12 protein-coding genes are annotated in these 14562 nt (G+C 39.4%); 6 read left to right on the forward strand and 6 right to left on the reverse strand.

All coding sequences use genetic code 11. From position 1 onward, the window contains the following. Nucleotides 1-87 precede the first annotated feature (87 nt). The 3 genes from J7R10_RS06615 (at nucleotide 88) to J7R10_RS06625 (ending at nucleotide 3796) form a co-directional block, all read left to right on the forward strand. A complete protein-coding gene (locus J7R10_RS06615; RefSeq protein ID WP_010705634.1) occupies nucleotides 88-492 on the forward strand; it encodes a hypothetical protein in 405 nt (134 codons plus the stop codon). 644 nt (nucleotides 493-1136) lie between these two features. Beyond that, a complete protein-coding gene (locus J7R10_RS06620) occupies nucleotides 1137-1580 on the forward strand; it encodes a hypothetical protein (protein ID WP_010705633.1) in 444 nt (147 codons plus the stop codon). 1430 nt (nucleotides 1581-3010) lie between these two features. Beyond that, the gene (locus J7R10_RS06625) at nucleotides 3011-3796 is read left to right on the forward strand and encodes a DUF4167 domain-containing protein (protein ID WP_010705632.1); all 786 of its coding nucleotides are present in this window, start codon (nucleotides 3011-3013) and stop codon (nucleotides 3794-3796) included. Between the two features lie 434 nt (nucleotides 3797-4230). On the opposite strand, the gene J7R10_RS06630 is transcribed toward J7R10_RS06625, so the two are convergent. The 4 genes from J7R10_RS06630 to J7R10_RS06645 all read right to left on the reverse strand — a co-directional run bounded on the left by J7R10_RS06630 (nucleotide 4231) and on the right by J7R10_RS06645 (nucleotide 7290). Continuing rightward, on the reverse strand, nucleotides 4231-4677 hold the full coding sequence (locus J7R10_RS06630; RefSeq protein WP_026501352.1) for an EI24 domain-containing protein: 447 nt from the start codon (nucleotides 4675-4677) through the stop codon (nucleotides 4231-4233). Between the two features lie 49 nt (nucleotides 4678-4726). Next, on the reverse strand, nucleotides 4727-5110 hold the full coding sequence (locus J7R10_RS06635; protein ID WP_010705630.1) for a hypothetical protein: 384 nt from the start codon (nucleotides 5108-5110) through the stop codon (nucleotides 4727-4729). Between the two features lie 351 nt (nucleotides 5111-5461). Beyond that, nucleotides 5462-6475 (reverse strand): PAS domain-containing sensor histidine kinase, encoded by a 1014-nt coding sequence (locus tag J7R10_RS06640; protein WP_010705629.1) that lies wholly within the window; start codon nucleotides 6473-6475, stop codon nucleotides 5462-5464. A gap of 20 nt (nucleotides 6476-6495) precedes the next feature. Then, nucleotides 6496-7290 (reverse strand): response regulator, encoded by a 795-nt coding sequence (locus J7R10_RS06645; protein WP_010705628.1) that lies wholly within the window; start codon nucleotides 7288-7290, stop codon nucleotides 6496-6498. A 167-nt stretch (nucleotides 7291-7457) separates the two neighbouring features. Here J7R10_RS06645 and J7R10_RS06650 point away from each other — a divergent pair, with 167 nt between their 5' ends. From J7R10_RS06650 to J7R10_RS06660, 3 genes are all read left to right on the forward strand, one after another. Beyond that, nucleotides 7458-7661, forward strand: coding sequence for a NepR family anti-sigma factor (locus J7R10_RS06650; protein ID WP_010705627.1), 204 nt, complete (start codon nucleotides 7458-7460; stop codon nucleotides 7659-7661). A 7-nt stretch (nucleotides 7662-7668) separates the two neighbouring features. After that, nucleotides 7669-8223, forward strand: a complete 555-nt coding sequence (locus tag J7R10_RS06655) for an RNA polymerase sigma factor (protein ID WP_010705626.1) — start codon at nucleotides 7669-7671, stop codon at nucleotides 8221-8223. Nucleotides 8224-8451: 228 nt separating this feature from the next. Continuing rightward, nucleotides 8452-9882, forward strand: coding sequence for a sensor histidine kinase (locus tag J7R10_RS06660; protein ID WP_010705625.1), 1431 nt, complete (start codon nucleotides 8452-8454; stop codon nucleotides 9880-9882). Nucleotides 9883-9931: 49 nt separating this feature from the next. Here the strand turns inward: J7R10_RS06660 and J7R10_RS06665 are convergent, their stop codons facing one another. Continuing rightward, nucleotides 9932-11449: a metallophosphoesterase gene (locus J7R10_RS06665; protein WP_010705624.1), complete on the reverse strand. Its 1518-nt coding sequence runs from the start codon at nucleotides 11447-11449 to the stop codon at nucleotides 9932-9934. Nucleotides 11450-12138: 689 nt separating this feature from the next. After that, nucleotides 12139-14130: a M23 family metallopeptidase gene (locus J7R10_RS06670; protein WP_010705623.1), complete on the reverse strand. Its 1992-nt coding sequence runs from the start codon at nucleotides 14128-14130 to the stop codon at nucleotides 12139-12141. Nucleotides 14131-14562 lie beyond the last annotated feature (432 nt).

The following is a 14562-nucleotide window of genomic DNA, read 5'->3' on the forward strand; positions in this document are numbered from 1 at the left end:
CTGTGGCATAAAACCTGCCGGTATCAGTGCATCCAAATGCGCTGCTAGCATGCATCATTTATTCTGTAACCAATATGAGGGCATATAATGGCACTCTTTCCTTTTTCTATCTCTGACATTGATGATCCTGAACATATTCGCGTGGTTCTTTATGCCAGTGGACGAATGGGGCATGCTCCTTTGAATGCATTGTTGAAACAAAACTATCAAGACATTGAGCACTTTGACAAAAAACAAAGCAAAAATATCACGCAATTGTCGCAGCGCATTGATGCTTTAGAACAACAATTGAAAATAATGATGGGAGATCTTGAGAATCTCAACAAAAACACCAAACAAAGTGGTGAAAAGAGTGACATCAAGCATGAAGATCTCAAAATAGAGAGCGTTGGACATATGGAAAGCCATCATGCCGGTTTATCTGTAGGTTTTGCTGCTCAGAAGTCCATCGAGTCTGATTTTATAGTGTCTGGAAAAGATATTAAGTTCTAAAAATACGATTTTTTAAAAGAGCTTGCGCTTACCAGTGAGAAGGGTTTCATTGGTAAATTTCATAAGATTGCATGAATGTGTGCGTCACCGGTTATGGTTACTAGTGCATAAGGGAAACCTCTTTTGTGGAGGTAAAAAATGGTAATATTTTAAAAAGGGATGAACGAAAAGCAAAGCGGAAACCCTTCGTTGAAGAGATTTGGTACAATTTGAGAAAAGGATGGAACAGATGTATGAGGGAGCTTTCATTAATAAGCAGTTCGGCGTTGTTGTATCTTTTGTCATAATCTGGGGACAGAAGTCTTTTGCGATTTGTTTGTGGGGCGTTGACCTTTATTATAGCGTTTTATTCTCAGGGCTCGTAAAATAGAGTGTTCTTGAGGATGGTGATGTAAGGCATTTTTATAGATAGGGAAAGACAGTATCATTTCTGTTTTCTTTTGTGTAAATGCACGATAAATATGTCAATTTGTAACGAAATATGTGGGGTTGTAACGGAAGATGTGGGGCAGGAGTTGCTTGGTGCGCTAAAGTGTTTGATATAAAATGGAGCATTTGGTGCTGTAATATACTTTTAGACATTGATGCTTCTCTCACTTTTGCTATAAAAAGCTTATTTTGAGACGCTAAAGGATAGAGTCTTTATGGAAAAAAGAATCCGCGCGCGGCAAAATGCTTATTTCAAAAAATTATGTCGCAAGACTATGTTGGTTTGTCTGTTCCTTTTTTGTGTTTTGGCGTTGTGTTTTGGCGTTGTAAAAATGATTGGCTCTTTTTCTTCTCAAAAACAATTCATACAACAAGCCCCTGTTGCCTTGACTATTCCGGTCTTTGATCTGCGCGTCTATTGCAAGGAAATTTCTGCCTCAGGGATGCCCGATATAAAGAAGGAAATATATCAGCGTTGTGTTCATTTGGAAAGCGAAGCCTATTTTACTATTCGTGAAATGTGGGATACGCTTTCTGATACTGCAAAGAAACAATGTGTGAAAATAGTACGGCCGGGAGATGGAAATTATTTTCTCCTACGGGATTGCCTTCTCAACGAAAAAGAGCGTGAAAAAAGTAAAGTGCGTAATCACTTTTAAGTTTTGACAAGAAAATTTAATATCCCGCGCAATGGATGAAAAATACAAAAGTTTAACTTTGAAACTATAGCCTATTTTGTAAGGGTTATGCCATTTTACAAGAATATTTCATGAGTAAGAGCAGAAAATGACGATGAAAGTCTGATGAAAGTTTCTTCTTCAAGCATTTGACGATATTTCAAAGTTTACAAAAATAAAGACACACTCTGAGTGTTGTTTGTTGTCTTTAGAGGTGTCGCCTGAAAGAGAAAAGAAAGGCAAAAAACACTCCTTTTTCTTGAGGTGCAAAAAGCAGAAAAATCATTCATTTTTTATGATAGAGTATGTACATGCTGCACTTGAAGAATGTTATCAAGATAAAGCATAAAAATGTCGTATCATTATTGTTAAATAAGACTCTTCTAACATGGGTTATAATGCGTGTTAGTGAGAAGAGCTTTTTTATATTTTTTGCATTTCTCTGTGGTAAAATCCATCATTTTTTCCTTTGTCACCGCTCCATGGCTTTCCGGTAGCTTTCCTTTGTAGCTACCGGAAATGGAGCTTTTAGAGAGACTTTTGGCATGCGGATTATTTGAGGCTTTCTGCTCAAAAGCTATTGAACTTCTCACTCTTAAAAGGAGGTTCCTTTTCTATAATCCGTTGTGATGGGTTTGATGTCGTCAGTAAAGACATCACTTGTAGGGTGGTAGGAGTTTGCCTTGTTGGCAATAAAAGCCCTATATCTGACAATTTTTAAATAAAATGCTGTTGGGCAATCGGCTCGCTTTGATAAGAAGAGGGTGCTGTTGATTATCAAGGGGTTTGAAGTGTGCTTCCTGTTCAACACTTTATAAAAAATGAGAGATTTGTGAAGAGAGAGTGGATTATCATTCATAAAGGTCTTGCTTTAATGCAAAAGAAAGACTATATTCAATGGGTGAATACGTTCATGCAATGGCTCGTGGGGGTGTGAGTGCTTGTGAGTTAAGTGCAATGTGGGGCAGGGAATATCGGCGTTTTTAGAATCAATCGGTCATTTTAAAGCGAAAAAAGAGTTTCTCTTTATTCTCCGATGAAATTTATTCTTTTGCCAGAGGTATTGCGTGCATGTTCTTTTTTGTTTTTCCACAAGATGGTTATTTTTTTAGTAAAATATGGTCTATTTTAAAAAAAATACTTGGCATTTTAACACTTGGCATTTTATATGGACATCACTGGGTTTTTGCTGGTTAACAGAGAAATAGGGAATTTTAAATTTACGGTTTCCCTGCTGTTTTTGTCATTTTCAAAAAATATATGTTTTTATCAAATATCAGTAGGTATCATTTAAGTAAAATAAAACACGGATGGTCTGATAACCGTATTTTAAAGATGACCAGCATTATCGGAAAATAATGCAATGAAAAAGAGTCAATTAAGACACACATACTCCAAAAAAAGGGATAAAGATGAGGCCACAACAAAATAGACGGGTACGCGGTCGTAATAATAACAATAATGGTAATAGCAATAATAATAATAACAATCGTCGCGGACCTAACCCGTTGTCTCGGAATTATGAAAGTAGCGGTCCAGATGTTAAGATTCGCGGAAATGCGCAGCAAATTGCTGACAAATACATAAGTCTTGCGCGTGATGCTCAGGGAGCTGGTGATCGTGTTATGTCAGAGAATTATCTCCAACATGCGGAGCATTACTTGCGTATTATTCTCGCAGCGGTTGGCCAAAATTCCCAATCTGCCAGACGTGATGAGAGCCGTGATGAAAATAATGAGCAAGAATACGGTGAAATAAACACTGAGGGTGAGAGAAAAGACACTGTCAGTTGCGATACGGATGCCTTCCAAACAACAGATATGTCACAAATACGGGCGCAAGAAAATGGTTGTGGTCAACAACACACGAGGGCACAAAATGGATGCGCGCAGGGAGATACCTTAGAGGCGCCTGCTTTGTTAGATGAAGAAAGTGATCAAGAGCAATGCGTTGCTGAAGAAAGTATTGAGCCCGTCAAAAAAAACCGTCGCTCTTCACGTCGACGCACCGTGCGCTCGCAAGAAAAAGCCTCCCTTGAGCTTCCAGGTTTTGAAATTTCAAAGACAGCATTAGAAACTTCTCAAAACGGTGATGCGTCGACAGAAAAAACTACTTCTTTTCCTGTCTTGGGTGAGGAGATACAGAAAAAACCGCGTCGGCGTCGGGTAGCAACGTCTTCAGTAGAGGAAAATGTTTAACATCTAAAGCAGCATGATGAAAGCGCGCTTATGGGTGTGTTGTCGGCTTGATGATGTTGGGTTGTATTCCTCTTGAGAAGAAGCCTGCCTTGCAGCTTCTAGGTTTTGAACTTTCAAAGGGGGATAGAAATTTCGTAAAATGTTGATGCGTTGAGAGAAAAAGTTGCTTTTCTTTTCTTGTTTAAAGAAACTGAACCATTGAGAGAAATGGAAACTCTTTTCTAAAACCATACTGCTAAAACAGGCTTGGTTCTTATTGATAAGAAGTATTTTTGCTTCAAAACATTCATTGCAAGTGATGAGGTGTTGCATTTCTTGGTTGAAGAGATGCAGAGGAAACCACGTCGATGTCGCGTGGCAATATATTCACCAGAGGAAAATGTTTAAAGCTGAGAGCGATATTTTAAACACTTGTGAGGAGTGTTATTGCTTTATTAATGGGAAAGGGTTGCACTTTCTGTTGTTTCACAGATCAGTACAGCAATTAGTGCACCGGTATAATAATTATAGACCATGAATTTTGTCTGCCCCTCAGATGTTAAGACTTTCAAGACAATGTTCTGCTCCGAAAGGCTTTGTGACAAAATCTGTGTTCCTTTCGGTAAGGAAAGTGTGTGGTGAACAGTTTCTTGATTTATCCTGTGAGAGGAAAAAGGAGTTGTTTGTTGGGGCGCTGAATTTGTTGCTACAATTTTGTAGATCATTCCAAAAAGTACGACAAGAATAAGAATAAGTGTTATTAACATAGAAATAAACATGAAACGCATAAGCTTTTTTCTTACGCGTTCTACCGCAGGGTCTAAGGGAGGGTAATCTTGAGACAATGCAGATTGCTCTGCGTGATGGTCTTTTGAAGATTGAATGTGTTTATTATCCATCATGCGCTCCTCTTCCATTGATTATTTTGGGGGGTCTGATGGGTTTAGGCTTTTAAGGTTTTTTGTGCAAGTGGTTTGTGGAAGAAGGAGGGAGAAGAGTCCATGATGTTGGTAAAATATCTGCTTCGTGCTCTTCGGACATTTTATCATTCATCGTTTGGCTTTTCAGTAGGGTTTGACTTTTAAGCAGAAAATTGCCGCGGTTTGTGACAAACCAGATCAATTTTACTTCTTGTTGGTGTAAGTTTGCTTGTATGCTTGTGCATTGGGCAAAAATTTGTTGCCCATAAGAGGTAATTTTTTTTGTGGATGGTATCATGGTTTGTTCACATGCTTGAGCGGTTGGGTAAGTTTTAACCATTGTGTTGTTCGAATAACAGCTGTTAAAATCATCCGTACATGAAACCAAGAGAAGAAGAAAAACGAGGGTATTCATAAAATATTTTCCAAATGAGAGGTTGACAGTATAAAATCTGATATGTCAACCTAGGGGCGCTTTCTGTGAAGAAACGTTTTGAAGGGTTTTAGGTTCCGGCATGAGGTTCCGGCATGAGGTTCCGGCATGAGGTTCCGGCATGAGGTTCCGGCATGAGGTTCCGGCATGAGGTTCCGGCATGAGGTTCCGGCATGAGGTTCCGGCATGAGGTTCCGGCATGAGGTTCCGGAAAACTCAAATTGAGGCTAAATGCTCACAAATGCGTGAAAAATATTTTGCTGGTGGACAAGGAGATCACGAGGCAACAGGGGCGTTTTTGCTTTTTCATATTACAGGGTTTTAACCGCTATTTTAAAAAAAAGTGTCAAAATACGTATCAGGAACACACAAGCAATAAACAATCCCCGTCTCTGTTAATTTTAAAGAAGCTGAACCATTTACAGAAACAGGGACAATCTTTTCTAAAACAGTACTGCCAAAACAGGCTTGATTCTTATCGACAAGAAGTGTTTGCGCTTCAAAACGTTCATTCCAAGTGATGAGAAGTTGCATTTTTCCATTTATTTTTGTGTGGAGTTCACAGCCTACACAAACACTGCCCTTTTCTTGCGATAAAGCGCCGAAAGAAAGAGAATTCACAATGAGTTCATGAAAAGCCAAACCAATATGTAAAGCAGCATTGGGAAAAAGATAAGGATCTATGCCTTCAAGTGAAAAACGTTCTGTCTCTTTCATCAAATAGCCCAAAGCTTGCGTTTGTACCAATTCGCGAAATTGGGCACCACGCCAATCGGAATCGGTAATGAGATCTTGAGAATGAGAAAGAGAGTGAAGGCGTCCTTGAAATTTGCGTAAGAAAATCTGAAGGGACTCAGTATAGCGTGCTGTTTGGCTGGCAATACTTTGAATGATGGCAAGAAGATTTTTAGAACGGTGACTTACTTCCCGAAGGAGTATTTTTAGTACTTGTTCACGTCGACGTAACCCTGAAATATCAACACCAGTGGTGATAATACCGATAATGTCTCCATGATCATTGCGGTGGCAGTCGATAGAAAATTTGTACCACATGGCTTGTTTGGCCATATCTTCAAACCGTGCTTCGATGGTTTGCATTTTGCCGGTGGCTAAAACTTGCAATTTGATTGTTTCCATATTGTCTGCCAGATCAAGCGAAAAAAAATCACTGTCACGACATCCCATCCGCCATTTATTATGTAAGTGCTGTGGTAGGTTTTCAGCCCATAAATAAACCAGATTTGTTGTCTGGTATAAAACAAAAATATCTGCACCACGGATCGCTTGCATGAGAGCGCTAAGATGGGATTTATCCATAGGGGGCTTTGGAATGGGCGTAACGATCATGATGAAAATGTTAATCTGTTTTAGGCTGCTTTTGAGGCATTCTCTTGAAAAAACAAAGCCTGTGAAATAAGCGCTTTCACCATATCAGGATTAAAGGGTTTGGTGACTAAAAAAGTCGGTTCTGGGCGTTCTCCGGTTAATAATCTTTCAGGAAAAGCCGTGATAAAAATAACAGGAATTTGGTCATTTTGCAAAATGTCATTGACCGCATCAATGCCTGAACTGTTATCAGCTAATTGAATATCAGCCAAAATCAACCGCGGCTTTTTCTTATGGTACATGATGATAGCTTCATCACGGGTGCGTGCTATTCCTACCACCTGATGACCTAAGCTTTCTACCATTTGTTCAATGTCCAGTGCAATGAGAGGCTCGTCTTCAATAATCATAACTTCTGTAGCAATTTGTTGAGAAATATCCGTCGAGGCTTGGTTAAGCAGCGTGCGAAACGCTTTCGCGTCAAGATCCATGACTTCACGGGCTTCTTGTTCATTAAATCCTTCAACCGCAATCAATAAAAATGCTTGGCGTGCACGCGGGGTAAGATACGATAATTTGGCATTGGTTTTTTGTTCAAGACCAAATTGTGGAAGTGGCTCAGGTATATTAGGGGTGGTTTGGTCAAAAAGATGACAAAACAGCCAATAGGTACCAATGCGGTCACTGGATGTTTTGGGAAAAATGGAAATATCTGCAATAAGCGCCTCCAACATCGCTGACACATAAGCATCACCAGATGATTGGCTGCCTGTCACAGAACGGGCAAAACGCCGAAGATAAGGAAGATGCGGTGCTATACGCGTTGATAATGACATGTTCATAACTCCTTTGACCTTTGAAGCACTTTGTTGATTGAAATTCTTAAGAGATGAAAAAGTTCCTCTCCTCGTATGGAACTTTTTGCATACAACCATATTTACAATCATGAGGCGAAAAATTCTTCTCGGTGCTGCTGATATTATATGGATTAGGGGGATAAAAAATGAACGACCGTGATGAAAAAAATCTCACCAATTATTTCACACGTGGGGATGATCTTCTCGGGGTCAATTGCGAAATAGCACGGAAGTTACGCCAATTTTACATGGAAATTCAAGAAGAAGCTCTCCCAGTGCGTTTGCTGGAGCTTTTAGACAGATTGGAGCGTGCAGAGCAATTTCGCTTAAATCATGTGGAAAAGGCTTGAATCCACTATGGCAGAGGGCGTAAAAAACTTTAAACAAGAACTTCTTTTGGTTTTACCAGCGTTGCGGGCTTTTGCACTTTCTTTAAGTGGAAGACACGATAAAGCGGAGGACTTGGTTCAAGATACCGTTATGAAGGCATGGGCAAAGCAGGACAGTTTCGAAATGGGAACAAATCTGAAAGCTTGGCTTTTTACGATTTTACGTAATGAGTTCTATAGTCAAATGCGCAAAAGAGGAAGAGAAGTTCAAGACACTGATGGCATATTTACCCAAAATGTAGCGGTTCATCCTGCTCAATATGGATTACTCGATTTGCAAGATTTCAAAAAAGCCTTAAATATGCTCTCTGCTGATCAAAGAGAAGCCATTATTCTCATTGGAGCCTCTGGCTTTTCTTATGAAGATGCTGCAGCTATTTGTGGTTGTGCTGTGGGGACAATTAAAAGCCGTGTCAGTAGAGCACGCAATCGCCTACAAGAACTTCTTAAAGTCAATGGTGAATCTGATTATGGTCCCGATGCACATTCCGCTGGAAGCACATTGTGTTCATTTAACGGCTAAAAAAGCATAATAATTATGGTCGATAGCCTTGTTTTTTTAATTCCCGTTATAGCTATTAAGGTAAAAGTCAGCATCTGAGGAAATTCAGAGTATTGAGTGTGACTCCTTAAGGAGAAGTGAGGAAAGTCTGTATGCAACTATCCAGCGGGCTTTTTGTGTTATGTTCCATAAGGGCGTTTTCCTTTGTGCTGAAAAATGACAATTTTCAGGTTCGCCAATGGAAATTCTATGACAACAAAGACGAATTTGCTTTCTCACAATTCTTCTTCTGATTCAAGCAGATCAAGCTGGCGTTGGGGAGCAATTGTTGTTTCTCTGATTATGGCTCTTTTGGCTTCAATCTTCATTATGCTGCTCTCAAATGCCGTTGATCGAGAAGTTGCACAGTTGAATACCAGTTCAGAATTGCGTGAACAGGCTGATTTGGTGCTGATTGGTTTAATCGATATGGCTGTTGCTGATCGTAGCTATGCAAAAACCCGAAAGACAGAAGACAAAGTCCGCTTTGAAAATGCTGCACGTGAGATTGATGATATTCTCGATTATACCGCGCTTATTGTTTATGCCCATCCACAATGGTATGAATGGTTTACCGCTTTTAAAAAAGAGGTCGAAGCACGCAAAGCTTTTATGAATGCCCATATGCATGCCGTGGATGTGCTTCCTGACCAATCTTCTCAACCTTCTGTCTCTTTAGAAGTTCCCAAGATTCAGGTAGCACGTCTCGCACAATTGATGACAAGCTTTCTCAATGGGGATGATGCAGTACGACAAAAACAGCGTGAAGGTATAGCACTTATGCGGGCTGCTTTAACATTGGCGGCGATACTTTCTGTCGTCAGTACTTTTATTTCTGCCTATTTTGTCATTAATCGGTTTCATCGAGATGTGCGCTCCTTAAAGATGTATCAATTGCTGCTTCATAGTGAAAATAGAGCGCTTGAAGCACGTGTGAAAGAACGGACACAGGAATTGGAAAAAGCACGCAATCACGCCGAAAAAGAACGTCAACGGGTTGAAATGTTGTTGCAAGATGCAAGTCATCGTATTGGAAATTCGCTTGGTACGGTGTCTTCCTTGCTTGGGCTACAGTTAAATCGGAGCAAAAATGAAGAAGTGCGTTCTGTTCTTGGAGCGGCACGTGATCGTATCCAGACAATATCTACAGCCCATCGCCGTTTGCGTTTGAGTGATGATATGGAAACAACTTTATTAGCAGAATTTCTAAGCTCAGTGGTGCATGATGTTGAATTGGCAGTGCCTTTTGAATTGCGCGAAAATATTACCGTTCACACGAATTTTAAAGATTGTCGGTTGTCTTCAAGAGATGCAACAACGCTTGGAATTATTCTTGGTGAATTGCTCACCAATTCTTTTAAACATGCCTTTCCTGACCAGCGCGCTGGTCATATTTATGTCTCCTTTGGTCCTCAACAAGAGGGGCAATTAATGTTGATTGTGGAAGATGATGGGGTCGGCATGAAGAGCCAAAGGGCGGCGCAAAAAGCAGGTCTTGGTCGTTTGGTTGTTGAACAGCTTTGTATGCAGTTTGGTGAAAAACCACTTTTCGAAACTTCTGCTTTGGGAGGGACAAAAATTGTCATTCCTTTACCCAAACTTAGCATGAATGATTCAAAAGAGATTCCACCGTCCTCTTAAAAGGGGACTAAAATCCCCTTTTATCGTCAAGGGTAAGAGCAAAAAATGTTTATAAATTACTACAACTGTTCTTTTTGTTTGTGTTGGCTCCATTTAGCCCTAAATCTTTGACTAAAGCTGGTTGCCCCGTTTTTCCATTATACGCTTTAACGTGAAGGTCTTTTCCTCGTACATCAACGAGATAATAGTCCCCTTTGAACAGTGCTCCCGCTGTGTATACAGGGATATTTCCGAAGACTTTATCATCTTGTGTAAGGCAAGAAACTTGCTGATGCTCGTGTCCTACAAAGATTGCTTTGACATTATGAGAGGTAATGATTGATTTAAATGCAGCAAGATCTTTCTTATTTTTGGGATGAAGAAAATGCGAATCATTGTCGTTAAAATACGGACGAGCATCGTGGAAGTTGAGAATTGTAACTTTTTCTCTTTTATCAGCAGCTGCTAAATCTTTTTTCAACCATTTCAAAGCCTTCGTTATTTTTACGCTAGTATTACCGCTACGTAAATTAGCCGTATAAGTTGGATAATTGTGAAGCTGCACATAGTGAATATCCCCATAATCCCATGAGTAACTTAAACTCCCAGTTATTATATAGCGCTTTATATCAGGGTGAGAGACCTTACGAGAAGTTACATCTTTATTAAATTTAGGTAAAGCATGGCTGTATTTGTTTATTTCTTGGATCATTCTTTGAACAGCACTCACTGCACATGCATCCTTTGAAAGACTTTCTAGTGGTATTATACAATCACCAACATTATTATAGTAATCGTGATTGCCTAGTCCTTCATAGATAGGATAAGCAATACTTTTATATACATCCGCATAATCTTGATAGGTTTGTGAACGACCAAATTCGGTTAAGTCGCCGTTGACTATATAAAATGTAGCAGCGTGTGATTCTAGTGCATTGGCAACTTTTCTATTGGCTTTTAACCATGGTTCTCTATTGCTATTTGCATTAGGATCGCCAGATTCCAAGCGCCATGCTTGCGGATCAGCTGCTATAACGACAGAATAATTTTTTACTGGTTCTCTTCTTTTTACGTACCAAATGACTCTCGCATTCTTACCTCCTTCCACCCTTCGTTCAAAGTAATATTCTTTTTTGCTTGAGATAGCAGTGTATACAGGGGAACCCATATATGGATTATACCAGCGGAATGTTAAAACAGTTCCGTCGTCTTGTACTCTATATTTAGCCCAACCACCGGATCCAAAAAGCCAAGCATTTGAGGTTGTCGCTGCTGTTCCTGCGAAGCCGGATGCAATCATAACCGAAGGTCCTGCTGCTCCCCAGTGTCCTCCTGCTTTCCACTCTCCACGCGCTATACCTTTACCAATTAACACCATAGAAGCAGGTGGATTGGTAAGCTCATTGACGATGTAGACATCTGTTGAACGATCATCAAATGCACTTTGTTTAGGTTTAGGTAATTTTTCGATGAAGCTGCGTCTTGTTTCGTGTGTCACAGAAAGATTTTGAGCGTGAGAAAAATAAGGCTTCATACACACAAAGATGGTAAAAGAAAAAATAGAAATTATTGTGTATTTGTATTTCATAAAATTATTACCCGAACAAAATAACTCTATAAAATATTTGACAGGCTTGATCTCATAAGAGCTGTTAAAATTAACTTTTCACACATTACATTTTTTAGCTCTTTTTTAGACGAGATAACGTATCTGAAAAATTGTTTATAGTGATAAAAGTTAGATCAAATTGCTCATAAAGCAGTGCTTGATTTTACGCATTCCGTTTCTTAATCGATCTTTCTACTTTCCTGCAGCAATTTACGAAGAAAAGATCTGAGATCAAAGTTTTATGACTTTTGTGTGATAGCTTTTAAAATAAGGCAATGAATGGTAGATTTCATCATCAATAGTGCAGTTTTGTAAGATGTGCAACAGCAACATCTATTGAAGAGATGTTTGAGAGGACGCTATAAGCTTTAACGTGAAGGTCTTTTCCTCGTACAATCACCAATATTATTACAGTAATCGTGATATCCTCACTCATTTTCTGGATTTGAAAAGCTAAGATTAAGAGATGTTATCGCTATTTTTTTACAGAGCCCGATGCAATGTTCTTTGAAGGTCCCGCATTATATCAGATTCATAACGTGAGTTTTGTGTAAAGCTTGAGAAAACAATAAAAATAAAAAAATTTTATGCTTTTTTCTCTTATAAGTTGAGGCTCTTCTGTTTGCAGAAACGCTAAAAACTTTTTAGCTTTCCATTTTATGTGTGGTTTAAGAAGTGTCTTCTGATGGTGGTGTTGGGCTGTTTAATAAAGAATCAATATTATGTTTTTCGCGCAAGAATGCTTGTAAGTCTTGGCTGGTTAAAGCTTTACTCTCAGGTATACGAATGCGCATGGGATCGACTTTTACACCGTTGACAATGATTTCAAAATGACAATGGGGGCCCGTTGCCATTCCTGTTGTTCCGACATAGCCAATAACTTGCCCTTGTCGTACTTTCACGCCCAGTTTGATATCTGGTGCATAACGGCTTTGGTGTGAATAACTGCTAATATACCCATTGCTATGTTGAATTTCTGTATGGTTTCCATAACCGCCAGTTACGCCCATTCTTGTGACAATGCCATCTCCTACAGCAATAATGGGCGATCCTTTTGGTGCAACCCAATCAACACCTGTATGCATGCGAACATAGCCTAAAATAGGATGTTTGCGTGGTCCAAAGGGGGAACCAAAAACGCCATTTGGAGTGGGTTTGCGGAGCAAGAAAGGTTTGGAGCTTTTTCCTTCTGAATCATAGTAATCGATAGTTCCGTCTTTTGATTGATAACGGTAATATTGATAAGTCGTATTGCCGAAAGTCGCACTGATATAACGAATTTCAGGGTCTACGTTTGGAGACAATCCTTTTGTTTTTTGATTCTTTTGTGCGTTTTTGGTTTCTTTATCGTTTTGTTGTGGCAAGGCATAAAATATTTCAATCTGGTCAGTTGGTGTTATCCGGCTTTTCATATCAATATTGGTGGCAAGCAGACGAATGAGATGCTGAGAGAGAGATTGTGATATATTATGGCTCAATAAAGCACTATAGAGGGCATCATAAGCTGTCGGTAATTGTGCTGTACTGACATAAGAATGCGGGATACCATTTTGAAAAGCCGTTTTAAGTGCGTTCGACATTTGGGGCTCTGTACTTTCAACAAAGCGCCCTCTATCATTCAGGGCAATGGTGAGAACATGATACATTCCTTGATAAATGCTTGCACGCACCAGATGATCTTCTTCTCCTGCTTGTGTAACGATACCAATGCGTAAAAGGCTTCCTTCTTTCAGCATATCAGAATGGTAAAACTTGCTTAAAGTGCTCACCACCTGATCAATTTGCTCCTTTGTATAGTTGGTCTCTTTGAAAGCATCGGCTATTTTTTTCTTTTTACGAATGGGAATAATATCTTCAGCATAATTTTTCGTGAGATCAATGCGATGACTTTGTGGGGAAATGGTCACATTTTCTTGAACAATGCGCACCTCAGGAGCTTCTGTAAAGGGCGAGGGTGAGGATAAATCGTCTAGTTTTAAAGGGTCGATGAGTGTGAGAATGGAAAGAAGCTCGTTGGATTTTTCTAAAGAAAATCCGGCGTTTTTTAATTCCTGTTGTACTTCATCATTCGTCATGATATCCGCACCATCAAAGTCACTTTGATCAATGATAAGATTACGGTTGCGTAAGATTATTTTGGTTTCCACTTTCGCTCCGTAAATCTGACCGGAATCTTGTAGTTTGACGGTTTGTATTTTCGAATCACGCGCAAACATGCTTAAAGCGTCAAACTTGGGATAATTATATCGATGTGGGCGATTTTCGGCTAAAGCCATGCGAATCCATTCAAAATGTTGTGTTTGAATGACTTGTTCCTCTCCCTTTTTTTGCAGAATGGATAATTCAAATTGTCGTTTGCTATCAAAGCTTTGACGCGCATGGGTGGGAGAAATACGGTCACTTTTATATCCATTGGCATCAGGGTCTTGTGTTTGTGCAAGGTTTTCTGCTGTAAACCATTGTGGAGGTGTTACCAATCGTTGCTGTTCATCAAGGGCGGCAAAAAGTGCAATACCCATAAGAATGCAAGACGTGATTCCCGTGAGAACCGTTCCTGTAAACCAACGCACAGAGATTTGTCGTCGAGCTGGCAGTAAGCGTTTGACTACAAGAGCGGGGTCCTGTCCAGGATCGTTTTTCTGTTGTTCGTTATCCCACATGGATTTTTAGAGCACTTTTCAAATATTAAATCAAAAGGGCTAGCATAGCTTAGCGTCTTTCTACAAGAATTTGATTCTTTGATTATAGAAAAGCAAATCCTCAATTTATACAGTTATCATTCCTATAATAGCGAAGAGCGTCAGAAGAGCAATAACAGCCTTGGAAAGGATATCAACATCACACAACAAATACGCATGCTATCGCACGACATAAGTGCTCTGGATTCCATGAACAAAGTTGTTTTCTTTAAGTCGTCATTCAAGGCTCTAGAGTATATTGAGGGGTCATCACTTTATGGAAGACAGATTTTTTATATATTTAAGAGCTTTTTTAGGCATTGATTTTTTGTTATTGGTGGCGATTGTTTTTTTAATACTGGATTTATTTTGTCTGATTTTAAAAAAATGATATTGACTCTTTGTAGGAAAGGG

The sequence above is a fragment of the Bartonella vinsonii subsp. berkhoffii ATCC 51672 genome (assembly GCF_902825225.1).
Taxonomy (GTDB): Bacteria; Pseudomonadota; Alphaproteobacteria; order Rhizobiales; family Rhizobiaceae; genus Bartonella; species Bartonella berkhoffii.